22 protein-coding genes are annotated in these 26,310 nt (G+C 65.5%); 9 read left to right on the top strand and 13 right to left on the bottom strand.

Features of this window, described 5'->3' with window-relative positions; genetic code table 11:
- Positions 1-30: 30 nt before the first annotated feature.
- The gene (locus RAD16_RS03875) at positions 31-501 is read right to left on the bottom strand and encodes an N-acetyltransferase family protein (protein WP_458156557.1); all 471 of its coding nucleotides are present in this window, start codon (positions 499-501) and stop codon (positions 31-33) included.
- Positions 502-943: 442 nt separating this feature from the next.
- Positions 944-1,885, bottom strand: coding sequence for a hypothetical protein (locus tag RAD16_RS03870; RefSeq protein ID WP_458156556.1), 942 nt, complete (start codon positions 1,883-1,885; stop codon positions 944-946).
- Positions 1,886-2,066: 181 nt separating this feature from the next.
- Between RAD16_RS03870 and RAD16_RS03865 the strand changes: the two genes are divergently transcribed.
- The 3 genes from RAD16_RS03865 (at position 2,067) to RAD16_RS03855 (ending at position 4,693) form a co-directional block, all read left to right on the top strand.
- Complete coding sequence (locus RAD16_RS03865) at positions 2,067-2,483, top strand: hypothetical protein (RefSeq protein WP_458156555.1); 417 nt, start codon at positions 2,067-2,069, stop codon at positions 2,481-2,483.
- A 105-nt stretch (positions 2,484-2,588) separates the two neighbouring features.
- Positions 2,589-3,230 (top strand): hypothetical protein, encoded by a 642-nt coding sequence (locus RAD16_RS03860; protein ID WP_458156554.1) that lies wholly within the window; start codon positions 2,589-2,591, stop codon positions 3,228-3,230.
- A 266-nt stretch (positions 3,231-3,496) separates the two neighbouring features.
- The gene (locus RAD16_RS03855; protein ID WP_458156553.1) at positions 3,497-4,693 is read left to right on the top strand and encodes an acetylornithine transaminase; all 1,197 of its coding nucleotides are present in this window, start codon (positions 3,497-3,499) and stop codon (positions 4,691-4,693) included.
- Positions 4,694-4,789: 96 nt separating this feature from the next.
- On the opposite strand, the gene RAD16_RS03850 is transcribed toward RAD16_RS03855, so the two are convergent.
- From RAD16_RS03850 to pcsA, 3 genes are all read right to left on the bottom strand, one after another.
- The gene (locus RAD16_RS03850; RefSeq protein ID WP_458156552.1) at positions 4,790-5,764 is read right to left on the bottom strand and encodes a quinone oxidoreductase family protein; all 975 of its coding nucleotides are present in this window, start codon (positions 5,762-5,764) and stop codon (positions 4,790-4,792) included.
- Positions 5,765-5,840: 76 nt separating this feature from the next.
- Positions 5,841-6,575 carry a TerC family protein gene (locus RAD16_RS03845; RefSeq protein ID WP_458156551.1) on the bottom strand — a complete coding sequence of 245 codons (735 nt, stop codon included), beginning with the start codon at positions 6,573-6,575 and terminating at the stop codon, positions 5,841-5,843.
- On the bottom strand, positions 6,572-7,339 hold the full coding sequence (gene pcsA / locus RAD16_RS03840; protein WP_458156550.1) for a phosphatidylcholine synthase: 768 nt from the start codon (positions 7,337-7,339) through the stop codon (positions 6,572-6,574). Before pcsA ends, RAD16_RS03845 begins: the two co-directional genes overlap by 4 nt.
- A gap of 87 nt (positions 7,340-7,426) precedes the next feature.
- On the opposite strand from pcsA, the gene RAD16_RS03835 reads away from it, so the two are divergent.
- Positions 7,427-8,611 carry a UbiH/UbiF family hydroxylase gene (locus tag RAD16_RS03835; protein WP_458156549.1) on the top strand — a complete coding sequence of 395 codons (1,185 nt, stop codon included), beginning with the start codon at positions 7,427-7,429 and terminating at the stop codon, positions 8,609-8,611.
- Positions 8,612-8,617: 6 nt separating this feature from the next.
- Here RAD16_RS03835 and RAD16_RS03830 read toward each other — a convergent pair whose 3' ends face one another.
- The gene (locus RAD16_RS03830) at positions 8,618-9,571 is read right to left on the bottom strand and encodes an AEC family transporter (RefSeq protein WP_458156548.1); all 954 of its coding nucleotides are present in this window, start codon (positions 9,569-9,571) and stop codon (positions 8,618-8,620) included.
- Between the two features lie 106 nt (positions 9,572-9,677).
- On the opposite strand from RAD16_RS03830, the gene hspQ reads away from it, so the two are divergent.
- The gene (gene hspQ, locus RAD16_RS03825) at positions 9,678-10,010 is read left to right on the top strand and encodes a heat shock protein HspQ (protein ID WP_018317973.1); all 333 of its coding nucleotides are present in this window, start codon (positions 9,678-9,680) and stop codon (positions 10,008-10,010) included.
- A 95-nt stretch (positions 10,011-10,105) separates the two neighbouring features.
- Here hspQ and RAD16_RS03820 read toward each other — a convergent pair whose 3' ends face one another.
- On the bottom strand, positions 10,106-10,936 hold the full coding sequence (locus RAD16_RS03820) for an invasion associated locus B family protein (protein ID WP_458156547.1): 831 nt from the start codon (positions 10,934-10,936) through the stop codon (positions 10,106-10,108).
- 259 nt (positions 10,937-11,195) lie between these two features.
- Between RAD16_RS03820 and RAD16_RS03815 the strand changes: the two genes are divergently transcribed.
- The 3 genes from RAD16_RS03815 to RAD16_RS03805 all read left to right on the top strand — a co-directional run bounded on the left by RAD16_RS03815 (position 11,196) and on the right by RAD16_RS03805 (position 15,871).
- Positions 11,196-13,055, top strand: coding sequence for an extracellular solute-binding protein (locus RAD16_RS03815; protein WP_458156546.1), 1,860 nt, complete (start codon positions 11,196-11,198; stop codon positions 13,053-13,055).
- A gap of 4 nt (positions 13,056-13,059) precedes the next feature.
- Positions 13,060-14,562, top strand: coding sequence for an AMP-binding protein (locus RAD16_RS03810; protein ID WP_458156545.1), 1,503 nt, complete (start codon positions 13,060-13,062; stop codon positions 14,560-14,562).
- Between the two features lie 85 nt (positions 14,563-14,647).
- Positions 14,648-15,871, top strand: a complete 1,224-nt coding sequence (locus RAD16_RS03805; protein ID WP_458156544.1) for a GGDEF domain-containing protein — start codon at positions 14,648-14,650, stop codon at positions 15,869-15,871.
- Positions 15,872-15,990: 119 nt separating this feature from the next.
- Here RAD16_RS03805 and mfd read toward each other — a convergent pair whose 3' ends face one another.
- Together mfd and RAD16_RS03795 are read right to left on the bottom strand one after the other, a co-directional pair.
- Positions 15,991-19,509, bottom strand: coding sequence for a transcription-repair coupling factor (mfd, locus tag RAD16_RS03800; RefSeq protein ID WP_458156543.1), 3,519 nt, complete (start codon positions 19,507-19,509; stop codon positions 15,991-15,993).
- Positions 19,506-19,796: an FAD assembly factor SdhE gene (locus RAD16_RS03795; RefSeq protein ID WP_458156541.1), complete on the bottom strand. Its 291-nt coding sequence runs from the start codon at positions 19,794-19,796 to the stop codon at positions 19,506-19,508. Before RAD16_RS03795 ends, mfd begins: the two co-directional genes overlap by 4 nt.
- Positions 19,797-19,979: 183 nt before the next feature.
- Between RAD16_RS03795 and recG the strand changes: the two genes are divergently transcribed.
- The gene (gene recG / locus RAD16_RS03790) at positions 19,980-22,088 is read left to right on the top strand and encodes an ATP-dependent DNA helicase RecG (RefSeq protein ID WP_458156539.1); all 2,109 of its coding nucleotides are present in this window, start codon (positions 19,980-19,982) and stop codon (positions 22,086-22,088) included.
- Here recG and panE read toward each other — a convergent pair.
- The 4 genes from panE to RAD16_RS03770 all read right to left on the bottom strand — a co-directional run bounded on the left by panE (position 22,085) and on the right by RAD16_RS03770 (position 26,301).
- On the bottom strand, positions 22,085-23,014 hold the full coding sequence (panE, locus tag RAD16_RS03785) for a 2-dehydropantoate 2-reductase (protein WP_458156538.1): 930 nt from the start codon (positions 23,012-23,014) through the stop codon (positions 22,085-22,087). The genes recG and panE overlap by 4 nt on opposite strands.
- A gap of 354 nt (positions 23,015-23,368) precedes the next feature.
- Positions 23,369-24,442, bottom strand: a complete 1,074-nt coding sequence (locus RAD16_RS03780) for a serine hydrolase domain-containing protein (protein WP_458156537.1) — start codon at positions 24,440-24,442, stop codon at positions 23,369-23,371.
- Positions 24,443-24,571: 129 nt separating this feature from the next.
- Positions 24,572-25,429, bottom strand: coding sequence for a DUF1932 domain-containing protein (locus tag RAD16_RS03775; RefSeq protein ID WP_458156536.1), 858 nt, complete (start codon positions 25,427-25,429; stop codon positions 24,572-24,574).
- Positions 25,430-25,530: 101 nt separating this feature from the next.
- Positions 25,531-26,301 (bottom strand): DUF502 domain-containing protein, encoded by a 771-nt coding sequence (locus RAD16_RS03770; protein ID WP_458156535.1) that lies wholly within the window; start codon positions 26,299-26,301, stop codon positions 25,531-25,533.
- Between the last annotated feature and the right edge of the window lie 9 nt (positions 26,302-26,310).

Below are 26,310 nucleotides of genomic sequence, written 5' to 3'. Positions count from 1 at the left end.
TACCGGCCCCCGCGTGCTACGCAAGCACCGTCAGAACATGTCGGCCAGCTCAGCCAGCCCTGCGCCGGTGATGCGGAAGAACCGCTTCGCCGGTAGCGCCTGCCCGCCAAGCATCTCGTAGAAGCTCTGAAGGCGCAGATCGTCCGCATCGACCGTCCAATCGATGCGACCGTGCCCGTCTTGCCGGGCAATGGCAGCCAGGCGCGACATGAGCTTTTTACCCAAGCCGCCCCCGCGCCAATCTTCGCGAACATAGAGCTCTTTCAAAAAGAACCCCGAGGTCAGGCCGGGGCCAGGGTAGATGGCGCTGAAGCAAGCAAAGCCGGCGAGCTTGTCGTGCTCATAGGCCAGCAGAATGCGTGATCCCGCGGGCCTTGATTTCAACCCCTCGATGATCGTATCGCGCGACGGACAATGGACGCGGTAGTAATTCTGCATTTCGATGAGCGCGTCGGCCATCGCTTCGAAATCGGCGTCCTCAATCTCCCGCAGCGTGGTCACGACTTATGGCTCACTCGTGCATCGATCCGCATGGCTGGCCGACGTCCTGGCCAAGCTGCCAGGGGCACCATCACAGAGTATATGTCGGGCGCAAGGGCGAAGTCACGATCAGGCTGTCACCAGCCAAATCTCCGATCGGCCGGTTGTCAGCACGTCCCCGCACAACTAGAGTTCCCAGCTCATTTCAAGCAGGGGATTTTCATGCGCGCACTCGCTCTGGCCTTTGTTCTCGGCATCACGATCAGCGGTCCGGCTTCCGCCCAGCAGAAGGCGTCGCAACCACAAGCGAAGGAAAAACCTGCACCTACGACCAATGCGTCGCGGTCAACAAGGCGCGTGGCTGGGACAGCGCCGCGGTCAGTCGCTGGTGCAGCGCCAACCCCGGCAAATGCGACAATTAGAAAATGCTGAACTGATCAGATGGCTGGGGCCGTTTGCGCGGTCATGCCAGCCATTTCGGCACCCAGCGCTCCGGGCGCGGTGCGCGGGCGAGATCGGCTTTCGCTTCGGCCAGCAGCGCGGGCTCGCCGTCGATGATCGGGCGCCTGTCATATTCGAAGTTCGGCATGACCCGGCCGTCGGCATAGAGGCCGAAATTCATCGCGTACCATAGGCCTAGCTCGGGCTGCGCGCGCCGCATGCCCTCGCGCAGATCGCGCAGCAGGGACTCGATCGAAGACGCTTCCTCGAACGGCTGCGGACCATGGGTCAGGACGCGCGCCTGGTATTGCGACCCGACGATCGCTACCTCGAAACGCGTCTGGTCCCAGGGCTTCTTGCCCTTCGGCAGATGCGCCGCCAGCCGCCAGCCAAGCTCGGCCATCAGCCGGTGATTGGCCCAATAGTCTTCGCGATCCCGGCTCCATTTTTCCACGAAACCGCGGAAGTCGGGCAGCTCCGACGATGCGTCGTCGGGCGGCGCCGCCTCGCCGGCCGGCCGTTCGGCGAGCCATTGCGCGAGCTCGACCGTTTGAGGCTCGACTTCCTCGTGCGGCTTCAGATCGCTCCAGGCCTTGTCGAAGGCCTGCGAGGTCAGTCTTGCCAGCAGCGCATCGAGGCTGGGCGCCAACAGCTCGTAGTCGCCCTCGGAGCCCAGCCCGACGATGGGCGGATTGTCGCGGTCGAGCCCGGCGCCATACCAACCGCCGACGGCTGAACCGTCGGGCAACCGCATGAACAGCGAAAACCTGTCGCGCAAGGGACTGCCATCGACGATCGGTGCCTGATCTGAGAACTGGCCCTGCAGGGAGAAGCAGCCGACGCTGCCCCAGGGGCGGCCCTTGAGCCAGCCCGCAAAATCGACCAGGAGCGGCGGCGCCTCAATGCCCGGCGGAAATGCGCCGCGAATGCTGTCGAGGTCGATCGGGTAAATTGTATCGGACAAGGCTGAAAACTGTCTGGTTGGTCCCGCAACTTTTGGTCTCGACCGTCCGGCGTCCGGTTCGAACCAATCTGCGTCCCTTGATCACAAACGCGCTAGAGGCTCAATGGTTTCTGTGCGACATTCGATGTCTTACAATCACAAGGTTGGTATCCGGGGCGGGTTGTGCACAATCGGCACAGCCTTGATCCTGCTTGCACTTCCCGCGGCCGCACAATCCCCCTCACCCGCGCAGGCGCGGCAATGGTGCTTCGGCGCCAGCAAGCTCGGCGACGAGCAGCGCCTCGCCGGCTGCTCGGCGGTGTTGCGGGCCAATCCCTCCAACGCGCTCGCGCTCGCCAACCGCGGCGAGATATTCCGCCGCAAGGGCGAAACGGAACGGGCCCTCGCCACCTCTCTCAAGCTCGGCAATCTCGACGCGGCGATCGCGGATTACGACATGGCGCTGAGTGCGAAGCCCAAACTCGACAGCGCGCTCTACGGCCGCGGACTTGCGAAGCGGAAGAAGGGCGATGCTGAAGGCGCGGCGCGCGACATCGCGGCAGCGAAGGCGATCAACGCCGGAATCGCCGACAGCTTTGCGCATTACGGCGTCGAATAGGTCCTTGGCGTCACGCGCGCGCAATGTGACACTATAGTGCATTCACGCAGGGGTCACGGACTCGTCCTAACTCTCGCTCGCTTTCAACGCGAGCGAGGAACGAGGATGAGCCGTCTCTCAGACATGCTGCGCACGCAGCGCTTCGACGATTACCGCTTCTACCACCAGAGCACCGTCAACCAGACGCTTCACCTGTTCAGCGCGATCATCTTCCTCGGCTGCTACGCACTTCTGTTCAGGGATCCGGCGCTCGCCGGACTCGTGGGCTGGCTCGCGATGCTGACGCGGCAGAGCGGGCATTTCTTCTTCGAGCCGAACGGCTATGACGCCGTCAACGACGTCAGCAATGATTACAAGGAAGCGGTCAAGGTCGGCTACAACCAGACCCGCAAGATCGTTCTGCTGCTGGTCTGGGGCAGCGCGCCGATTGCGCTATACGTTGATCCGACGCTGCTCGGCCTGTTCGATCCGCCCGCCGACCGTTTCGACTTCGCCCGCCATGTCGGCGCGCTCTGGCTTGCAATCGGCATCGGTGGCGGACTTGCGCGCATGGTCCAGCTGTTCGCGACGCGCGACGTCACGACCGGATTGGTTTGGGTGTTCAAGGTGCTGACCGATCCCTTCCACAACATCGCGCTGTACTGGTCATCGCCGCTCAAGCTGATGCGCGGCGAGCTGATCGACACCTCCATTGCGTACGCGGATTGGGGCGACGAGAGCGCCGAAGAAGCGCCTCATTCGGCCTGACCGATGCACGTTCGGCGGGTGTCTCGGAAAACACCCGCTTGACAAGCCCGGCCCTTCAGCTGTAGGGACGCGCCCCATGATCAACTCTCGGACCCACCGCCGCGCAGCTTTCCGTCGTCGCACCCGCGACGATGATGGGTTGCGCCATGTCCGACGACGCCGCTGATCTCCTGACATCAGCACAGTTTTCGAGAAGGCCGCACCCGCAAAGTGCGGCCTTCTTGCTTTTCGCGTCCCTTTTCCACCCGCCCCCAGAGGAGTTCGACATGACTACCGCCACCCATCCGTATGACGCGTTGATGGACATCACTGCACGGCCCAAGGCCGTGTTCGTCCGCGGCGCGGGCTCCTACCTCTGGGACGACGGCCGCAAGCGCTATCTTGATTTCGTGCAGGGCTGGGCCGTGAACTGCCTTGGCCACTCTCCGTCCGTCATCGCGGATGCGCTCGCCGCGCAGGCAAAGCGGCTGCTGACGCCGAGCCCGGCGTTCTACAACGAGCCGAGCCTGAAACTGGCCGAGGCGCTCGTCGCGAACAGTGCGTTCGACCAGGTGTTCTTCGCCAATTCGGGTGCGGAAGCCAATGAGGGTGCGATCAAGCTCGCGCGCAAATATGGCAGCCTGCACAAGGGCGGCGCGTTCGAGATCATCAGCTTCGAAGGCGGCTTCCATGGGAGGACGCTGGCGACGATGTCGGCCTCGGGCAAGAAGGCGTTCGAGCCGCTGTTCGAGCCGAAAGTTGCCGGCTTCAAGAAGGCGAAGCTGAACGACATCGTCTCGGTCGAGAAGCTGATCAACGACAACACCGTCGCTGTCATGCTCGAGCCGATCCAGGGTGAATCAGGCGTGTGGCCTGCGACCGACGCGTTCCTGCAGGAACTGCGCGCACTCACCGAGGCGCATGGCCTGCTGCTCATCTTCGACGAGATCCAGACCGGCATGGGCCGGACCGGAAAGCTCTTCCACTACGAGCACACGGGGATCGCGCCTGACATCATGACGCTCGGCAAGGGCATCGGCGGCGGCGTGCCGCTCGCGGCCCTGCTTGCGACCGAACGCGCCTCCTGCTTCGAGCACGGCGACCAGGGCGGCACGTTCAACGGCAACCCGATCATGTGCGCAGCGGGGCTTGCGGTGCTCGAGGAGGTCGGCAAGCCCGACTTCCTGAAGTCGGTCACCGAGACCGGCCTGCTGCTCGAAAGCGAGCTGCAGAAGGTCTCGGCACGGCACGGGCTCGGCGGCGTGCGCGGACGCGGGCTGCTGCTCGCGCTCGACCTCAAGCTGCCGATCGCGCCCGGCATCGTCGCGCAGGCGTTCGAGGCCGGCGTGCTGCTGAACGCGCCGCAGGTCGACACGCTGCGCTTCATGCCCGCGCTGAACGTTACGCGGGCGGAGATCGCCGAGATGATCGATTGTCTCGACGGGATTTTGACCAAGGCCGGCGCGGCAAGACGCGTGGCATAAGACTCGTCATTGCGAGGAGCGCAGCGACGAAGCAATCCAGACTGTTTCCGCGGAGATAGCTCAGGATTGCTTCGCTTCGCTCGCAATGACGGCGAGTTACGGCTTCAAGATCGACGCACCCGTCGTCTTGCGGCTTTCGAGATCGATATGCGCCTTCGCGGCATCCTTCAGCGCGTAGGCGTGGTTTATCGGCACGTGCAGCTTGCCGTTGATGACGGCGGCGAACAGGGTGTCGGCGCCTTCCAGCAGCTCCTTGCGGGTGCCGATGTAGTCGTTGAGCTTCGGCCGGGTCGCGAACAGCGAGCCGTGACTGTTGAGCTCGGCGATCGAGAACGGCGGCACGGGGCCCGACGCGTTACCGAAAGACACGAACATGCCGCGCGGCTTCAGGCAGGACAGCGAGCCCGGGAAGGTTACCTTGCCGACGCCGTCATAGACGACGTCGCAGCCCTCGTTGCGGCTGATCTGTTTGACGCGCGCCACGAAATCTTCCTCATTGTAGAGGATGACGTGGTCGCAGCCATTGGCCTCGGCAAGCTCGGCCTTCTCGCGCGAGCCGACGGTGCCGATGACGTGCGCGCCCAGTGCCCTCGCCCATTGACAGGCAAGCAGGCCGATGCCGCCGGCTGCGGCATGGATCAGCACGCGGTGATGCGGCTCGACCTTGAAGGTCTTGTGCAGGAGATACCAGACCGTCAGCCCCTTCAGCATCAGCACGGCGCCCTGCTCATGCGTGATGTGATCGGGCAGCTTGACCAGCTTCTCCCAGGGGATGTTGCGCTCGCCGGTATACGCGCCGAGATTGTGGTAATAGGCGACGCGGTCGCCGGGATGGAAATGCGTCACGCCCGGCCCGACGGCTACGACCTCGCCCGAGGCCTCGTTGCCGGCGATGAAGGGCAGCCCCGGCGCCTTGTAGAGACCGGTGCGGTAGTAGACGTCGATGAAGTTCAGGCCGACCGCATGCTGGCGGATGCGCACCTCGCCGGGTCCGGGCGCCGGCACGTCGATGCTCTCATAGACCAGGGCCTCGGGGCCTCCGACCTTGTGCACACGAACGGCTTTGGTCATCACCTGACCTCCTCTTCTTCAAGACGGAGCGAAAGGCATCACGCCCGCCTTGTCAACTCGACGCAAGCCCGGCCGGCTAGGCGGCCGGCTTGCTCGCTTTCCTGCGATTGCGCTTGGCCAGCACGTTGAAGAATTCCACCGCAGCCGAGAACGCAATCGCGAAATAGATGTAGCCGCGTGGAATGTGGAAGTGCAGCCCGTCCGCGACCAGCGCGACGCCGATCAGCACCAGGAAGGCCAGCGCCAGCATCTTGGTGGTCGGATGCTCCGCGACGAAGCGCGACACCGGGCCGGACGAAATGTACATGATCAGGCAGGCGATCACGACCGCCGCGATCATGATCTCGATGTCCTGCGCCATGCCGATCGCGGTGATGATCGAGTCCAGCGAGAACACGATGTCGATGATCACGATCTGGACGATCACCCAGAAGAAGGCGTTGCCGACGGACTTCTGATCGCCCTCGCCGTCATCGGCTTCGACCTCGGCATGGATCTCGTGCGTCGCCTTGGCGATCAGGAACAGGCCGCCGCCGATCAGGATCAGGTCGCGCCAGGAGAAGTCGTACCCCGCAAATGAAAACACCGGCGCGGTCAGGCCGATCAGCCAGACCAGCACGCTGAGCAGGATGATGCGGAAGACCAGCGCCAGCGCGAGGCCGATCTGGCGGGCGCGATGCGCCTGCTTCGCGGGGATGCGCGAGACGATCACCGACAGGAAGATGACGTTGTCGATGCCGAGCACGATCTCGAGCGCAGTCAAGGTGAGCAGCGCGGCCCAGGCTTCGGGGCTGGTGAGGAGGTGCATCATGCCAAGGATCTGACCAGGCGGATCAATGCGTCGCTGAAGCTGATCCAGAGCGCGATCGCGCACAGCGCAACCGTCACGCCGGTACCGACGCGGAAGTCCATGTCCAGCGTGTAGAGCGAGAGCACGGCCCAGATCGCAATCAGCGACATCGTCAGCCAGCGCAGCCGCACCACGCGGACCGGATGCAGCACGTGGAACGGCACGAAGGTCAGCACCACCAGGGCCGCGACCAGCAGCGTCGACCACAGCGGCGGCCAGTGCAGCAGGAACAGGTAGAACGCCGCTGCATTCCAAAGCGCCGGAAAGCCGCGAAAATGATTGTCGTCGGCCTTCATGCGCAGGTCGGCGAAATACAACGCGCTGGTGACGATGATGGCGATGCCGAGCAGCGGCGCCGCAACCGGCAGCAGCAGGCCGCTCGCCACGATCGCATAGGCCGGCACGAACACATAGGTGACGAAATCGACCACGAGGTCGAGCACGTCACCCGACCAGTTCGGCTGCACGTCCTTGACCTTGAGCCGGCGCGCGATCGGTCCGTCGACCGCATCGATAATCAGGGCGACGCCGAGCCACTGAAACATCCCCGCCCAGTGCTCGCGCACCGCCTCCAGCATCGCGAGCAGCGCGATGGCCGCGCCGAACGCGGTGAAGATATGCACCGAGAAGGCGGCTGCCCGAACCACCGGTCTCGGCTTCAGGGAATCCTGCTGGCTATCCATGGCTCCTGCTATCAGAACGGGACCGATTTGCACATAAGCCATTGCGACGCCCGGTCGCACAATTCGTCATAAAATCAGGGAAATATAGGTGGGCTTGAATTTGCCGCAGGGCGTGTCAAATGTCGTTCCATGACAGAGGCATCGACACTCTTTGACGCAGCCGTGATTGGCGGTGGACCGGCCGGCCTGGCAGCCGCCATCGCTCTGGCGCAGGCGGGTGCGCGGACCGCGCTGGTGGCGCGGCGCGTGCCCTATGCCGACAACCGCACCACCGCGCTGCTGGGCGCCTCCGTCGATCTGCTGGAGAGCCTCGACGTCTGGCCGCGCTGCAAGGACAAGGCGGCAGCGCTCGAGGTCATGCGCCTCGTCGACGACACCGGCCGGCTGTTCCGCGCGCCGGAGGTCCGGTTCTCCTGTCACGAAATCGCGCTCGACGCCTTCGGTTACAACATCGACAACCGCTCGCTGATGCTGGCGCTGGAAGAGCGCGCCGCCGAGCTGCCGCAGATCGTCCGGTTCGACGACGAGGCCGAAAGCGTCGTCATCGAAGCTGATGATGTCGCCGTCCGCACGGCCTCCGCGCAATTCCTCTCGGCCCGGCTCGTGGTCGGTGCCGACGGACGGCATTCGCTGTGCCGGGAGGCTGCCGGCATCGAGGTGACGCGGCGCGAGCTGACGCAGACCGCGCTGACCTTCAACGTCGGCCATTCGCGGCCGCATCGCAACGTCTCGACCGAGTTCCACACGCCGCACGGCCCTTGCGTGTTCGTGCCCCTGCCCGGCAATCGCTCCAGCATCGTCTGGGTCTCGGCACCCGCGGAAGCCGAGCGGCTCCGCGGCCTGAGCGATGAGGAGCTGTCCGCCGCGATCGAGAAGCAGTCGCATTCCATTCTGGGCCGCATGAATGTCGAGCCCGGCCGCAATCTGTTTCCGCTGGCGATCGAACGTCCCAAATCGTTCGGCCGCGACCGCATCGCGCTGGTCGGCGAAGCCGCCCATGTGGTCCCGCCGATCGGCGCCCAGGGTCTCAATCTCGGCCTGCGCGATGCCGCCGATATCGCCCGCCTCGCGGGCGAAGCGATCGCGGCCGGCGAAGATCCTGGCGCTGACGAGGTGCTCAAGCGCTATGACCGCGCGCGGCGTCCGGACATCCTGAGCCGCACCTTTGCGATCGACATCGCCAACCGCTCGCTGCTCAACGATTTCCTGCCGCTGCAGCCGGTCCGCGCCGTCGGCATGCACTTGCTCGGCGCCATCGGCCCTCTCCGCCGCTTTGCGATGCGCGAGGGCCTGACGCCGACCTGGCGCAGGTAAGCCCGCTCAGGGAAACGCCAGCCGCCCGGTCTGGAGCAACCACATCACGCTGGTCAGCGTAACCACCGACGCGAACGTCCCGAGCAGAACCGCGACGGAGGCGGATTCGATCCAGGCATCGTTCTGCCGGGCGATGACGAAGACGTTCAGCGCCGGCGGCAGCGAGGCCATCAGCACGGCGGTCGCGGCCCAGGGCTGCGCGAACGGACCGAACGCCAGCATCAGGCCGAACGCCGTGAGCGGATGGATCAGGAGCTTGACCGCAACTACGCCCGGCACCTCCCACGGCACCCGGTCGAACGGGCGCAGCGCCACGGTCACGCCGAGCACGAACAGAGCGGTCGGCGCCGCCGCGTTCTGGAGAAAGGTGATGGTGCGGTCGAGCGCCACCGGCAGCTCGATATGCAGCGCCGCCACCGCCGCGCCAAAACAGGCCGACATGATCAGCGGATTGAGCACGATCTGCTTCAGCACCACGCCGAAGGCATGCACGATCGAGGGATGGTCACGGTCGGACAGCTCGATCAGCAGCGGCACGATCGTGAACAGGAAGATGCTGTCGCAGCAGAAGATCAGCGCGGTCGGCGCTGCCGCCTTCGGCCCCAGCACGGCCAGCGCGAGCCCAGGGCCCATGTAGCCGATGTTGCCGTAGCCGCCCGAGAGCCCAGCCAGTGTCGCTTCGCGCAGAGTCAGCCGTCCCAGCACCTTGCCGACGACCAGCGCCAGGGTAAACGCGGCAACGGTCGACAGCGTGGTCGCAACCAGGAACGGCGGGTTGTTCAGCTCCGCGAACGGCGTCTTCGACATGATCGCAAACAGCAGCGCCGGCAGCGACACGTAGAGCAGGAAGAAGTTCATCCAGGCGAGGCCTGATTCTGGGAGCGATTTGGCCTTGCCGCAGGCAAAACCAACGAAGATCAAGCCGAAATAAGGCAACGCTAGATTGAGGATATCGCCCATTGATGAAGTGTTTTCTGAAGATTTGGGGGCTATCCGCCCCTTACGCGGAGGTTAATTCCAGATGAGGGCACTAGCATCGGCCACAATCCTGGTCTATCGACGGGGGATGATTAAAGCGCGGACAGCCAAATTCCAGATCGGACAGGTCGTGCGCCACCGGATCTTCTCGTTCCGGGGCGTGATCTTCGACATCGATCCGGAATTCAACAACACCGAGGAGTGGTGGCTGTCGATCCCCGAGGAGGTGCGGCCCCACAAGGACCAGCCGTTCTATCACCTGCTCGCGGAGAACGCGGAGTCGGAATACGTCGCCTATGTCTCCGAGCAGAACCTCTTGCCCGACGAGTCCGGCGAGCCGATCCGGCATTCCCAGGTCGCCGAGATCTTCATCAAGAACAAGGATGGCGGCTATCGCCCGCGCAATCCGTCGCTGAACTGAGCTCTCGCTCTACGCTCTGAGTTTCCGCGAACAAGCGGCCAGCAAAAAAGGCGCTCGAACCGAGCGCCTTTTTCATGTCCGGGATTTGAGCCCGATTACTTCTGACCCGCCGGCGGCGTGCCCGGAGGCGTGCCCTGCTGCTCGAGCTTCTTGCGCTGCTCGTCAGCCTTGCGCTGAAGCTCTTCCTGGAGCTTCTTCTGGGTTTCCTCGAACACCTTCGGATCGGTCGGCGGACCGTCATAGGCCTTCTGGAATTCGCCGGCGAGCGGCAGCGGCAGGGTGAGCGGCGCGCCGTTGGCGTTGATCGCCTGCACCACGAGGTTCTGGCCCTTCTTCATGTTGGCGATGAGCTCGGGCGTCGCTTCATAGTCGGACATGCAGCCGTTCTGGAAGCAGATCACGTACGGGCTCTGCATCGGCGCATTGTTGTCCACGATGATGCGGGTGCCGTGCACGAGCTGCATGCCGAGCGGCAGCGTCACGCGCAGGATCTTCTTGGGCTCGCCTTCCGGCTCGATGATCACGGCCGCGATGACAGGCACGCCGGTCTCGATGCGACCGTCCTTGCCGGTGAAGCAGACCTGCTTGGCATTGGCGTCCTGGCCCTTGAGGCAGAACTTGGTCCAGGGGGCGTAGATGAGCTGGATCTGCTGATCCGCGGGCGGCTGACCGGCCTGCTGGGCCGGGGCACCCTGAGCCGGGGCCTGCTGGGCCTGGGGAGCCGGTGCGGGCGCCGCCGGAGCCGGTGCCTTGGGGGCAGCCTTCGGAGCCGCCTTCGGGGCCGCTTTGGGCGCCGCGGGAGCGCCGGGAGCCGGCGCTGGGGTCTGGGCTTCGGCGGTGAACGGAACGGCCAACACCGTCGCCGTCAACAGGGCGAGAAGTCGCCCGCGCGGCCGGACGGACGCGGCCAAATAACGGAAATTCATTGCAGAAAACCCTTTCTGAACGGGAAGTGCCCGAACCGCTCCGAAACACCGAACCAAGCCGCCTTGGGCGCGGCTCTCTCCCCGTCAATTGAGGCAGTTAAGTGACGGTCTCGGCGCTCTTGCGCGATTGCGTGCCTTCTTAGCGTGGCCGACGGAAAGATCAATGCCGACAAGCGTCTTTGGCCACTTCCAAGCGGGCGCCCAGTGAAATCCCTGTGATAGGATTCAGGGCCGCCGACCCTCGAATCAACGTGTCCGAATGTTCATGTTCCAGCGCCTGCTCGAGGGCCTCAGTGTCCGCCTTTGCAGTCTCGCCTTGGCCCTCGCGATCCCAGTCCTCACGGTAGGGCTGTTGGTCAGTGGCGCACGAGCCGAGGAGGCCCACGCCATTGCCATGCACGGCAAGCCGGCGATGCCGGCCGATTTCACTCATATGCCCTACGTCAACCCAGATGCCCCCAAGGGTGGCCGGCTGACCTTTGGCCTTCTTGGCACCTTCGACAGCCTCAATCCCTTCATCGTGAAGGGATTGCCCGTGCATCAGATGCGCGGCTACGTCGTCGAGAGTCTTCTGACACGCGGCCAGGACGAGCCGTTCACGCTCTACGGACTGCTCGCAAAATCCGTCGAGACCGACGAGGAGCGGACCTATGTCACGTTCCACCTCGATCCCCGCGCCCGCTTCGCCGACGGCAAGCCTGTCACCGCCGAGGACGTGCTGTTCTCCTGGCAGCTCTTGCGCGACCACGGCCGCCCGAACCTGCGGCAGTATTACGCCAAGGCCGCCAAGGCCGAGGCGACCGATCCCCTCACCGTCCGCTTCGACCTCAGCGGCGCCAACGACCGCGAGTTGCCGCTGATCCTCGGCCTGATGCCGATCCTGCCGAAGCATGCGGTCGACGTTGCGACCTTCGAGGGGACGACACTGACTGGCCCGGTCGGCTCGGGCCCCTACAGGGTCACCGCGGTAAAGCCCGGCGCCAGCGTGACGCTCACGCGCAATCCCGATTATTGGGGGCGCGACCTCGCCATCAATCGCGGGCTCTACAATTTCGACGAGATCAGGCTCGACTATTTCCGCGAGGCCAATGGTCAGTTCGAGGCTTTCAAGCGCGGCCTCTACGATTTCCGCGTCGAGAACGAGCCGCTGCGCTGGCACGACGGCTACGATTTTCCCGCCGCGAAAAGCGGCGAGGTGATCCGCGACACCATCAAGCCCGGCGTGCCGCAGCCGTCCGAATTCCTGGTCTTCAACACCCGCCGTGCCGTCTTCGCCGACATCCGCGTGCGAAAGGCCCTGACGCTGCTGTTCGATTTCGAGCTGGTCAACCGCAACTACTTCTTCTCGCTCTACTCACGTGTCGCCGGCTATTTCGCCGGCTCGGACCTGTCGGCCTATGGCAGGCCGGCCGATGCGCGCGAGCGCGACCTGCTCAAGCCGTTCGCCGCGCAAATTCCCGCCGATGTCATGGACGGCAGCTATCGCCTGCCCGTAACGGACGGATCGGGCCGCGACCGGACCACGTTGCGCGCCGCGCTCAAACTGCTGTCGGAGGCCGGCTACGATCTCGACGGCACCGTGCTGCGCAACCGTACCACCAAGGCGCCCTTCAGCTTCGAGATGCTGGTGACGACCCGCGACCAGGAGCGCATCGCGCTGGCCTTCCAGCGCGACCTCAAGCGCGCCGGCATCGAGGCGAGCGTGCGCGCGGTCGATCCCGTCCAGTTCGACCAGCGCCGGCTCGCCTTCGAGTTCGACATGATCCAGAATCGCTGGGACCAGTCGCTCTCGCCCGGCAACGAGCAGTATTTCTATTGGGGCAGCGCGGCCGCGGACAATCCGGGCACCCGCAACTACATGGGCGCCAAAGACCCGGCGGTCGATGCGATGATCGCCGCCCTGCTGGAGGCCCGTGAACATACGGCCTTCGTCTCGGCGGTGCGCGCGCTCGACCGCACCCTGATCTCCGGCTTCTACACAATCCCGCTGTTTAACGTATCCGAGCAATGGATCGCGCGGTGGAATCGGATAGAACGGCCAAAGGCCACCGCGCTGTCCGGCTATCTGCCGGAGACCTGGTGGTCGAAGGGTGAGTCTCAAGCCAGCCAAGCGAAGTGACGCCGTGAATCAGCAAGCCGTATCGCCAACGCTCGACACGCTGTTCCAGCGCACGCTGATGCGGCAGCCCCATGCACCCGCCCTGCTCGATCCCCTCAACAAGGCGCGCGTGACCGGGCACCAGCCGCGGCGGCTGAGCTACGCCGAGGCCGATACCGCCATCGAGGCGCTGTCGGCCTATTTCGTCGAATCGGGCCTGCCGACCAATTCGGTCATCGCGATCCAGTTGCCCAACACGGTCGAGTTCGTGCTGACCGTGCTCGCGGCCCATCGCGCCGGCCTCGTCGTCGCCGTGCTGCCGCTGCTGTGGCGCCACGCGGAACTGACGGCGGCGCTGAACCGCACCGCCGCGCGCGCCATCGTCACCATGAGCAAGGTCGACGGCGTCAGCTATGCCGACCTCGCGATGCATGCCGCCGCCGAGGCTTTCTCGATTCGCCATGTCTGCGGCTTCGGCACTGATTTGCCCGAGGGCATGGCCTCGCTCGACGATGTGCTGGCGCGCCCGCCCGGCACCACGCGCGCCGTGATCCAGGACGGCCGCAAGGCGGCGATGATCTCCTTCGACCTCACCGCGGAAGGTTTCCGCCCCGTGCCGCGGCCGCATTTCAGCCTGATCGCCGGCGGCCTCGCGATGTCGCTCGAAGCCGACATCAGGCAGGGCGCGACCGTGATGACGGCGTTCACGCCGATGTCGTTTGCCGGCCTCGCCTCCTCGCTCGCGGTGTGGCTGCTCTGCGGCGGCACGCTGGCGCTGCACCACCCTTACGACAACGACGTGCTGGAGCAGCAGATCAACGAGCACAAATGCGAGGTGCTGATCGCGCCGGCGCAGCTCGCGCTGCGGCTCGGCGATTCCGATCTCGCGGCGCGGATGCCGAACTTGCGCAACGTCATCGGCCTTTGGCGCGCGCCCGAGCAGGTGGCGGCGAGCGATGCCTGGATCGCGCCGCATGCGCCGCTCACCGACGTCTATCTGTTCGGCGAGGCCGGGCTGTTCGGCGCCCGCCGCGGCGAGGACGGCATGCCTGTTGCGGTGATGCCCGGGCCGCACGGCGCCCCGCGCGAGCAGTCCGGCTCCTCGATCGCCGGCGAGATCCTGCTGACGCCGAAGGGCACGCTCGGCCTGCGCGGGCCGATGGTGCCGATCGCGGCCTATGCGCCGCCGCAGCCGGTCGGTGAGTCGCTGATCGCGCAACCGCCGCGCGACTATGTCGACACCGGCTATGCGGCGCGGCTCGACCGTCCGAGCGGGGCGATCTGCATCACGGCCCCGCCTTCGGGCATCATGGCCGTCGGCGGCTACCGCTTCCTCTCCAACGACCTACAGGAATGGGCGCGCCGGCTCGGCCAGGGCGCCCTGCTCACCGCGCTGCCCGACCGGCTCTCCGGCCACCGGCTGGCAGGACGGGCCCAGGACAATGCCCGCGCCCGCGAGGCCCTCAACGAGCTTGGGCTTAACCCCCTGATGGTTGAGGCTTTTCGCGACCGCTCCGGGCCGGTCTAGGCGCATTTTCGGCGGAACTATTGACGCTGCATTAAGGCGGCCGGACTAGATTGCGCAGCACCTGTTGCGTGATCAGAGTTTTTCGATGTCCCAGGCGGGCCCGATTCTGTTTGTGTCCAATGCCGAGCGTCCCGCTGTCGTTGCGGCGCTGGACGAGGCTCGTCTCTTTCCCGTGGTCGACACCGACTGGGCCAGCGCTGCGCGCGCGGTCGAGCAGGTGCAGCCGGCTGCGGTCCTCGCCGCAATGCATACGGGACATGAGCCGTATCTGGCCGTCCTCGCCAAAAAGATCGCCGAGCAATCGCCCTACCTTCCCTTCGTCGCGCTGGATGCGCCGGGCATGCTGCCTCCCAACGCCCTGCCCTTCGCCTTGGGCGGCGGCCAGCCCGATCGCCTGAGCGCGCGGCTGCGCGCTGCGCTGCGCGTCCGCACCCTTCATGCGACCGTGCTGCGCCGGCTGCCGGAGGCGAAGGTCGCGCTGCCCGAGGCCGATCCGTCGCGCGATGCCACGGTGCTGCTGATCGGCCGCGGCGCGGCCTATCCCGCGCTCTCCGTCGCCCTCGGTGAGCGCGTCGGCGTCGTCGGCGCGCTCTCGATCGAGGCCGCGGCAAAACATCTCAACACCCGCGACCTCGACGGCGTCGTGCTCGCAGAGGGTTTTACCGCACGCGTCACCGATGCCTTCCTCACGGTGCTCGCCGAGGACACCCGCTTCCGCAGCCTGCCCGTGGTCGTGACCGCGCACCAGCTGACGCAGACTTACGACCTGCCCAATCTCGAGCTGATTCCGGGCGAGCCGGCGAGGATCGCCGCCAACGCGCTGCCGCTGATCCGCCAGCACGCGATGGAAGCGCAATTGGGCCGCACGCTGCGCTCGATCGATGCCGGCGGCTGGCTCGATCCGCGCAGCGGCCTGCTCACCACGGAAGCCTTTGCCCGCGATTTTGCCAAGGCGGTCGAGCAGGCGCTGGCCCGCGGCGGCGGCCTGTCGGTGGCGCGCTTCGCGTTCGATCCCGGCAATTCCCGCGCCCAGCTCGACGCCGCGCGTATTCTCAGCCGCCTGATGCGGCAGATGGATTTTGGCACGGCGCAGAAGGACGGCTCGGTGATCGTGGTGTTCGCGGAAACCGACTTCCGCACCGCGCACATGATCGCGCGCCGGCTCTCGGCGGTGATGCGGCATACCTCGAACGGCAAGCACGAGATGCGCAGCGATCCCGTCGTCAGCGTGGATTCGCTGTCGCCGTCGGATACGGCAAGGTCGTTGCTGGCCCGGCTGTCCGCGGATGCGTCGCGGGCGGCGTCGTAACCACGAGCTCGCTACCGTAGGGTGAGCAAAGGCGCGCAGCGCCGTGCCCACCATCTTTCCAAAGCGACAAGACGTGGGCACGCTTCGCTTTGCCCACCCTACGGCATCTCGCCCCGCCGCTACGCAGCCTTCTTGCTCTGCGCGAGCTGCGCCAGTTGCCGCATGATCTCCGTGGTGCCGGCGAGACGTTCTTCCGGCGTCTCCCAATCCTGCAAAAACACCACCTTCATGTCCGGCCGCACCTTGGCAGCCTGGCCGTAGCTGCGGATGAAGGTCACGAGGCGATCGGGATAGGCGAAGGAATTGTCGCGGAAGACGATGACGGCGCCCTTCGGACCGGCATCGATCTTCTCGACATTGGCCTGGCGGCAGAACGCCTTGATCGCGGCGACCTTGAAGAGGTAGCGCACCTCGTCCGGCAGCACGCCGAAGCGGTCGCGCATCTCGGCGCCGAAATTCTCGATCTCCTCTTCGGTGTCGAGATCGGCAAGGCGCCGGTACAGGGACAGCCGCACCGAGAGATCGCTGACGTAATCCTCCGGAATGAGCACGGGCATGCCGATGGTGATCTGCGGCGACCAGCGGTCGGCGGCAGGCTCGGACACGCCGGCCTTGAGGTTGACGATCGCCTCCTCCAGCATCGACTGGTAGAGCTCGAAGCCGACCTCCTTGATGTGGCCGGACTGCTCCTCGCCCAAGAGATTGCCGGCGCCGCGGATGTCGAGGTCGTGCGAGGCGAGTTGGAAGCCGGCGCCGAGCGTCTCCAGCGATTGCAGCACGGTGAGCCGGCGCTCGGCCTGCGCTGTGATCTTCTGCTGCGCCGGCAGCGTGAACAGCGCATAGGCCCGCAGCTTGGAACGGCCGACACGGCCGCGGAGCTGGTAGAGCTGGGCGAGGCCGAACATGTCGGCGCGGTGCACGATCAGCGTGTTGGCGTTGGGAATGTCGAGGCCGGATTCCACGATGGTCGTGGACAGCAGGATGTCGAACTTGCCGTCGTAGAACGCGGTCATGATGTCCTCGATCACCGCGGGCGGCATCTGCCCGTGCGCGACCGCGACCTTCATCTCGGGCACGTTCTTGTCGAGGAAGTCCTTGACCTCGGCGAGGTCGTCGATGCGCGGCACCACGTAGAACGCCTGGCCGCCGCGATAGCGCTCGCGCAGCAGCGCCTCGCGGATCATCAGCGGATCGTGCGGGGCGACGAAGGTGCGGACCGCGAGGCGGTCGACCGGGGGCGAGGCAATGATCGAGAGCTCGCGGACGCCGGTCAGCGCCAGTTGCAGCGTACGCGGGATCGGCGTTGCCGACAGCGTCAGCACGTGCACCTCGGAGCGCAGCGCCTTGAGCCGCTCCTTATGCGTGACGCCGAAATGCTGCTCCTCGTCGACGATGACGAGGCCGAGATCGCGGAATTTGATGGCCTTGCCGAGCAGCGCGTGGGTGCCGACGACGATATCGACCGAACCGTCGGCGATGCCCTTCTTGACCTGGTTCAGCTCCTTGGTCGCGATCAGGCGCGAGGCCTGCGCCACGTTCACCGGGAAGCCCTTGAACCGCTCGGTGAAGGTTTTGGCGTGCTGGCGGGCCAGCAGCGTGGTCGGCACCACGACCGCGACCTGCTTGCCTTCGAGCGCAACGGCAAACGCCGCACGGAGCGCAACCTCGGTCTTGCCGAAGCCGACGTCGCCGCAGATCAGCCGGTCCATGGGACGGCCGAGCTCGAGGTCCTTCAGGGTGGATTCAATGGCCCCTAACTGGTCCTCGGTCTCATCATAGGGGAAGCGCGCGCAGAACTCGTCATAGAGGCCCTGCTGCACCGGCAGCTTGGGTGCCTCGTGCAGATGGCGCGCGGCGGCGATCTTGATCAGCTCACCCGCGATCTCGCGGATGCGGTTCTTCAGCTTGGCCTTGCGCGTCTGCCAGCCGCTTCCGCCGAGACGATCGAGCTCGACCGTGGTCTGGTCGGAGCCATAGCGCGACAGCAGCTCGATGTTCTCGACCGGCAGAAACAGCTTGGTCTCGGCGGCATAATGCAGCTCGAGACAGTCGTGCGGCGCGCCGGCGACGTCGAGGGTCTGCAGGCCGATGAAACGGCCGATGCCGTGGTCGACATGGACGACGATGTCGCCCGCCGCGAGGCTCGTCACCTCCGAGATGAAATTGTCGAGCTTGCGGCTGGCCTTGCGCGGCCGCACCAGGCGGTCGCCAAGGATGTCCTGCTCGCTGATGAGCGCGATCTCGTCGGTCTCGAAACCACTTTCGAGACCGAGCACGGCGAGCATGGTCTCGTTGCGCGGGGTCGCCTGCACCGTCCTCCAGGCATTGACGCTGGTGGTGTGGGTCAGCTTGTGGTCGCGCAGCATCGAATTCATGCGGTCGCGCGAGCCTTCGCTCCAGAGCGCGATGACGACCTTCTTGCGCTGGGCCTGCAGCGCCATGACGTGGCTGACCACGGATTCGAACACGTTGACGGTGGTGTCGTTACGTTCAGGCGCAAAATCGCGGCCCTTGCGGGCGCCTGCATCGACGACACTCGTGCCATCCGTCGGCACCGAGAATGCCGTCAGCCGCGCCAGCGGGATGTCACCCAGACGCTTGGTCCACTCCTCGTCGGTCAAATAGAGCTTATCAGGCGGCAGCGGCTTGTAGATCGCGCCGCCGCCGGGATGCTCCATCGCATCGCGGCGGGCCTCGTAATAGTCCTGGATCTGCTTGAAGCGCTCGCGGACGGCGTCCTCGGCCTGCGGCTCGATCGCGACGGCTGCGCCTTGCAGATAGTCGAACAGCGTGTCCATCCGGTCCTGGAAGAGCGGCAGCCAGTGCTCCATGCCGGGATGGCGGCGGCCTTCGCTGACGGCCTCGTACAGCGAATCGTCGCGCTCGGGCGCGCCAAACTCGGCGACATAGCCCATGCGGAAGCGGCGAATGGTGTCGGTGACGAGCTGGAATTCCGAGATCGGGACGAGATCCAGGGAACGCATGTCCAGCAGCGTGCGCTGGGTCTCGGCATCGAAGGAGCGGATCGATTCCAGGCTGTCGCCGAAGAAGTCGAAGCGGACGGGTTGTTCGAGGCCGGCCGGAAACAGATCGAGGATGCCGCCGCGCACGGCATATTCGCCGGGCTCGCGCACGGTCGAGGAGCGGTTGTAGCCGTTGTGCTCGAGCCAGGCGACGATGGTGTCCATCGGCACCACATTGCCGGGCGCTACGGAAAGCGCCTGCGCCGCGACCAGCTCGCGCGCGGGCACGCGCTGCACGACGGCGTTCACCGTGGTCAGCACGATCAGCGGCTTGTCGCTGCCGGTGAGCGCGGCCAGCCGCGCCAGCGTGGTCAGGCGCTGGGCGAGAATGCCGCCATGCGGCGAGACGCGGTCATAGGGCTGACAGTCCCAGGCCGGAAAATTCAGCACCGGCAGATCCGGCGCGAAGAACTGCAGCGCGCGTTCGAGCTGCTGCATCCGTGCGCCGTCCCGGCACACCACCGCGAGGCTGACGGCCGGCTTCTTCGGCCGCGCCGCGAGGGCGCGGGCGAGATCGGAGACGATGAGGCCTTCAGCGCCCTCGGCGACATTAGCAAGCGTCAGCGCGCGGCCGGGCGTAAGGAGCTCGGCCGGCGACTTCGAACCCGGTTTCATAAATCGCTGTCCGTAATCGGAAACGCCTTGATGCGAGCAAACAGCGCGCCCATGACCTCGGCTGGCAGCACCTTGTCACCGGTGATGGCGGCGTAGAGATCGGGATCGTTGACCTCGAGCAGGGTCTCAAGCTCGGTCAGCTCCGCGTCCGACAGATTGCCGATCTCGGAATCGGCGAAGCGGCCGAGGATCAGGTCCATCTCGCGCGTGCCGCGGTGCCAGCAGCGGAACAGAAGCCGCTTGCGGCGATCGTCCAGCCCGTTGCTCGAACGTGTCGTTCCCGTCATGTCTCAAATCCAGTCAAACGCAGAAAGCCCGGACGTGCCGGGCCCGGGTGATATAGCCACTCGGACCTGCCGTGTCAGCCCTCGATTTGGCATGGCTCGCGGCCGCCGCAGGGTACGAAAAAAGACGTGGATGCCAGCCATAAAGCCGGGCATGACGAGCCGAAACGATCCTAGATTCGCCTGATGCGCCCCAGCCTGCTCAATCCCTTGTTTGCGCCCGTGACCAGCCTGCCCGGCGTCGGTCCGAAGCAGGACAAGCTGCTGCAGTATCTGCTCAGCCGGAACGAGACGCCGCGGCTGGTCGATCTGCTGCTGCATCTGCCGAGCCAGGTCGTCGACCGCCGCGCCCGGCCGAAGATCCGCGACGCGGTCCAGGGCACCATGGTGACGCTGGAGGTCACCGTCGACCGCCACCGCCCGCCTCCGCCGCGCAACTCACGCGCGCCCTACCTCGTTTATGCCAGCGACGACACCGGCGACGTGGTGCTGACCTTCTTCCGCGCGAAACCCGGCTATGTCGAAAAGCTGCTGCCGATGGGCGAGAAGCGCTACGTCTCCGGCACGCTGCAGATGTATGACGGCATCCCGCAGATCGTGCATCCCGATCGGGTGCTCGACGAGGAGGCGATCTCAAAACTCTCGGGGATCGACCCGGTCTATCCGCTGACGGAAGGCCTCGCGCTCGGCTCGCTCCGCCGCGCGATCGCGCAGGCGCTGCAGAAGCTGCCGGCTCTGCCGGAATGGATCAGCCCGGAGGTGCTGCGCCGCTGCAAATTTCCGCCGATCGCGGAAGCGCTCAATCGCGTGCATCAGCCGGTCGAGCTGACGGACATCTTGCCGGACCAGCCATTCTGGTCCCGCCTCGCGTTCGACGAGCTTTTGGCGGGCCAGCTCGCGCTCGCTTTGATCCGCGCGCAACTGCGACGGCCTGCCGGCGTACGCAATGCCGGCGATGGACACCTGCGCAGCAAGATCATCGACGCCCTGCCCTATGCATTGACGTCCTCCCAGCGCGAGGCAGCCGCGGCGATCGCCAACGATCTGCAACAGCCGGTGCGGATGCTGCGCCTGCTCCAGGGCGACGTCGGCTCCGGCAAGACCGTGGTGGCGCTGCTCGCCGCCGCCGCCGTTACCGAAGTCGGCAAGCAGGCTGCGCTGATGGCCCCGACCGAAATCCTGGCGCGCCAGCACATCAAGACCATTGCGCCGCTCGCCGAGCGCGCCGGCCTGCGCGTGGCGATCCTCACCGGCCGCGAAAAGGGCAAGGAGCGGCGCGAGATCATCACGCAGCTTGCCGAAGGCGAGATCGATCTCCTCGTCGGCACCCATGCGCTGATCCAGGATGACGTCGTCTTTAGGGATCTCGCGCTTGCCATCGTCGACGAACAGCACCGCTTCGGCGTTCGCGAGCGCCTCGCGCTGACCTCGAAGGGCGAAGCCGTCGACGTGTTGGTGCTGAGCGCCACGCCGATTCCGCGCACGCTGGTGCTGACCTATTTCGGCGACATGGACATCTCCGAGCTGCGCGAAAAGCCCGCCGGCCGCCAGCCGATCGATACCCGCGCCGTCGCCATGAGCCGGCTCGGCGAGGTCATTGACGGCGTCGGCCGTGCGCTGCAATCGGGAAAACTCGTCTACTGGATCTGCCCGCTGGTCGAGGAATCCGAGGCCGAGGGCACCGAGCGTCTCACCAACGCGACCAAGCGTTTCGAGAGCCTGCAGAAGCGCTTCGGTGACCGCGTCGGCCTCGTCCACGGCCAAATGAAAGGCACCGAGAAGGACCGCGTCATGGGCCAGTTCGCCGCCCACGAGATCGGCCTTCTGGTCGCCACCACCGTCGTCGAGGTCGGCGTCGACGTGCCCGCCGCCACCATCATGGTGATCGAGAACGCCGAGCGTTTCGGCCTTGCCCAGCTGCACCAGCTCCGCGGCCGCATCGGGCGCGGCTCGGAAGCATCGACCTGCATCCTGCTCTACAGCGAGCCGCTCGGCGAGATGTCGAAGGCGCGGCTGAAAGTGATCCGCGAGACCACCGACGGTTTCCGCATCGCCGAGGAGGATCTGAAGCTGCGCGGCGAAGGCGACGTGCTGGGTGTGCGCCAGAGCGGCCTGCCCGGCTACCGCATCGCGCGTTCGGAAGTGCACGGCCAGCTCATCACCCAGGCGAGAGACGAGGCGCTGCGGATCCTGAAGGAGGATCCGAAGCTGAAGGGCGAGCGCGGCGAAGCGCTTCGCTGTCTGCTGTATCTCTACGAGCGGGACGAGGCGATCCCGCTGATCGGCGCGGGTTAGCCCGCGGCCCGCCGGCGCCCGACCTCGTAGGCCGCCACATGCGCCCGGGCGAGATCCAGTAGCGGTGTGTCGATGCCGAGCGCACGGGCGCGATTGGCCATGTCGCCGAGGATGTGCTCCGCCTCGGTGACCGAGCCGCGCTCGATATCGCGCAGCATCGAGGCCTTGAGCGGCGAGTCCAGGGTCGTGAACAGTTTCCGGTCAAACTCGATGAACGGGGCGCGCGGCTCGAAACCCGAGGCCGTCGCCACCGCGCAGCACTCCCCAAACAGGCGGAAAATCGACTGTTCGCCGTTCGGCACGGCCAGGATGTCTCCGATGCTCGCACGCATCAGGCAGGTGATGCCGGCGAGCGTGCTGAGCTGGACGAACTTCTCCCACATGTCCTGCATGATCGCTTCGCTGGCGCGCACGTCGATGCCGGGGACATGGAGCAGCGTCTCCAGCGCGAGCACACGCTCGCTCAGGGCACCATCGATCTCGCCGAAGACGATCGTCTGGTTGGCCATGTACTGGACGACGCGACCGTCCGCATCGAGCCCGGCACTGACGTTGGCGAGCCCGCCGAGGACGCGCGCGGCGCCGAACCGCGCGATCAGGGCGTCGAGATGCCTCAACCCGTTGAGGATGGGAAGAATCATCGTGTTGGGACCAACCGCCCGGGCAAATTGGGCCATCGCATCGTCGAGCGAATAGGCTTTCACGCCGACGAGCACGACGTCGAATGGCTCCTTGAGGTCATCGGCCAGGACGATCTTCGGCTCCACGGCAAAGTCGCCATGCGGACTCACGACCAGCAGTCCATTCCGCCGCAGCTGCTCGGCACGCTTGGTGCGCACCAGAAAGGTCACGTCGCCGCCGGCTCGCACCACACGTGCGCCATAATAACCGCCAAGCGCGCCTGCGCCGATCACGAGCAGTCTCATTCGAACTCCCAACAGAAATCACATGTCGTGCATCGACTATACAGCCATTGCCTCCCCGGCAGGGCATGCAATTTTGCTCCAGTTGAGGCGCCATCACACGAGCACTCTCCTCCCCGTCATTGCGAGCGCAGCGAAGCAATCCAGAGTTCCTCCGCGGAAAGATCCTGCTGGATTGCTTCGCTGCGCTCGCAATGACGACGTGGGTGAAGCTCTGCGTAGGTCAACCAGATTGACCCGCGGAGGGCTCCCTGCCCCCGCTTCAGTGCGACTCCGACCTGCCTCCGATACGGTCCTGACGTTCCGGTCGTGCGGTTGAGACGCGACCGGGACATCCAGGGTTTTCTGGAGTCCGTTTCAGTGCAGCTCAGAGACCGTGCCTGATCCATCCTTTGCAGTCGCGGGCAATATGTATCGGTCCAGCAAGTCCAATTCCGGTGCGACCATGTTTTTGGATTGCCGGGACGCATTGATGACGACCACCATATCGAGCGCGGGGATGACGATGGTTTTTTGGGAATTGAAACCCTTCGCGGCAACCCATTGCACGTCGTTGCCCTTGACCATCGATCGACCACGCCACCACTGATAGCCATAGCCAGCAGAAGGCGGCTCATCCGCCTTGATCTGCTCGGCCGTCGATTGAGCCACCCAGGATGCGGAAACGATCTGCTGCCCTTCCCACGCGCCGTGGTTGAGAACCAACTGGCCGATTTTTGCCCAGTCACGAGGACGCAGGCTCAGCCCATTGGCCGACGCCGGAACACCGCTGAACGGATCTTGACGCCAGTTCACATCCTTGATGCCGAGCGGTGCGAACAGATCCTCCTGAGCAAGAACATCGACGGTCTTCCCCGTCACCTTCTTCAGGATCGCTCCAATGAGCTCCGTCTCATCATCACTGTATGCGAAGGAGATGCCGGGAGCCCTGTTGGAGCCCAATCCCGCCGACATCGTCAGGAGATGGCGCAAGGTGATTGGATCCTTGCCGGGCATACGGAGATCGGCATTGTCGGGAAAGTACGAGACAATCGGAACATCCAGATCTTTGATCAAGCCGCGATCCATGGCGATGCCAACCAGCAGCGAGACGACGCTCTTCGTCATGGAATAGCCGTTGTGCCGCGTGGTCGCGTCGAAACGAAGCTGGTGCGGATACGAATAATAGCGCTCATAGACAAGCGCACCGTGCCGAACGATGACGATGTCGTCCACGTTGGCGAGCATGCCGCCGCTGATGCCGCTGTCCATCGCACAAAGCAAGGTTGCGTTCATCCCCTGCTCGTCCGGCGAGGTCATTATCCAACCGTCGTGAATGTCCGTGGGGAGGCCGCAGCTGGATGCAGCTTCGGCTGCGGCCGCAATGTGAACCGCGATGGGACTCAGAGTGAAGACACACAACGCCGCAACCACACTGCCCCATGCCCGCATGTCAGGTTCTCCACGACCATTCCCCATGTCGGCCAGGAGTTGGCGTTGTGCGTGTGTCCCTTTTGCGGCGCCGTGGAGTGGAAAGGTGCTCAAACCGGCCGCGCGAAGCCTGATTGTTGAGCAGATGCTCTAGGATTTCTTCTTCGCGATGCTCACCGCGAACGCCTTCATCAGCTCCGCATCCACCGCCTCGCCTTTCACGTCCTCGGCGAGGTGCTCGAACCAGCGCGCAAAGCCCTCATAGATCTGGCTCGCGGGATGGTCCGGTCCGAGGAAGCCGGAGATCTCCCGCATCTCCGCGACCCAGCGATAGGCCTTCGGGAGCATATCGGGCAGCGCCACTTCGAGCCGGGCCAGGATCGCGGGCTGGCTGAGTGCGAGCTCGTCGCGCAGCGCGTCGGCCGCGCCCGCTTTCGTCGCCGCGACCACCATGGCCGAGCCGATGCCGGCGAGGCCCTTGACGATGCCGGCATAGGACATCTTCAGCGCAGAGGCCGCGCCGACCGGGCCCTCGACGATGCGCACGTCGAGGCCGAAATCCCTCAGCATCGCGACGTCCCTGGCGTGCTCGCCGGACATGTAGAAGGCGGGGCTCTTGCCGCCGGGCTGCGGCGGGAAGCCGATGATGCCGCCATCCACGAAAGGCGCTTGCGCCGAGCCGATGATCTCCTCGATCCGCTGCACGGTGTCGACGTTGACGGCGTTGCAATCGACCACGAGCGGCTTCTTCTCGCGCCGGACGATCAATCCCGCCAGCCGTTCGGCTAAGGCCACAGCCTCGCCCGGCGGCACGATGGAGAGGATGATGTCGGCATCCGCGATCGCCTCGTCCTCGGCGCCGATCATGCCGGCGTCCGCCGCGCGCTTTTGCGTCGCTTCGCTGCGCCCTTTCAAGGACGTCAGCACGCGCGCGCCGTTTTCGGTCAGGCGACGGGCTACGGCGCTACCCATGGCGCCGGGGGCGAGGATCGCAATGGTCTTGGACATCGTGCACTCCAGGTCGAATTCCAAACGTCGAATTTCGACCGGAGACTAGCAGAGGATGCGAACGGCCGCGTGACCTGCGGCTATCCGCCAAGGGAATGGCCCTACTCCACCTTCGCAGGCTGCGGCGGCAGCGCCGACGCATTGGCGATGCGCGCCGCGTTCGCCATGCCGGCGAGCGCGGCGGCCTTTTTCGGGTCGGGCGCCGAACCCGGCTGCACCACGCCGGCCGACATGATCAGCGTCGCGGCGTCCTCGGCGGTGAGGTCAACCTCGACGATCTTGCTCTTGGGCACGTAGAAGAAGAAACCTGTGGTCGGGTTCGGCGAGCACGGCAGAAACACCGAGACATGCTCCTCCTGCCCCGGCAAGCTGCGGGCGATGTCCTCGCTCGGCGATTGCGAGATCAGCACGATCGACCACATGCCCGGCGAGGGAAACTCGACCAGGCCGACTTTGCGGAAGCTCGAGCCCTTGCCCGAGAACAACGTCTCGAACACCTGCTTGAGGCCGCGATAGATGGCGCGCACGGCCGGGATGCGGCCGAGGAAGGTCTCGCCGACATCGACCAGCGTCCGGCCGATCAGGTTGGCCGCGAGGAAGCCGACCAGCGTCAGCGAGAAGAATGCGACAATCAGTCCCCAGCCGGGGACGCCGTAGGGCAGATAGGTTTCGGGCCGGTAGGCCAGCGGCACGAACGGCCGCACCACGCCGTCGACCCAGGTGACGAACCACCAGACCAGGTAGAGCGTGATCGCGATCGGCCCCGTCACGACGAGGCCGGTTAGGAAGTAATTGCGGAAACGGCCCATCAGGCCGGTATGCGGTTCCGGCGCGGGATCAAGCGGCGCGGGCGCGTCGTCGCGGGTGGTCATTCGGGTTCC

This window comes from Bradyrhizobium sp. 18BD, assembly GCF_054185225.1.
The sequence above is the reverse complement of the archived record's forward strand: the minus strand, read 5'-3'. Positions and strand labels throughout refer to the sequence as shown.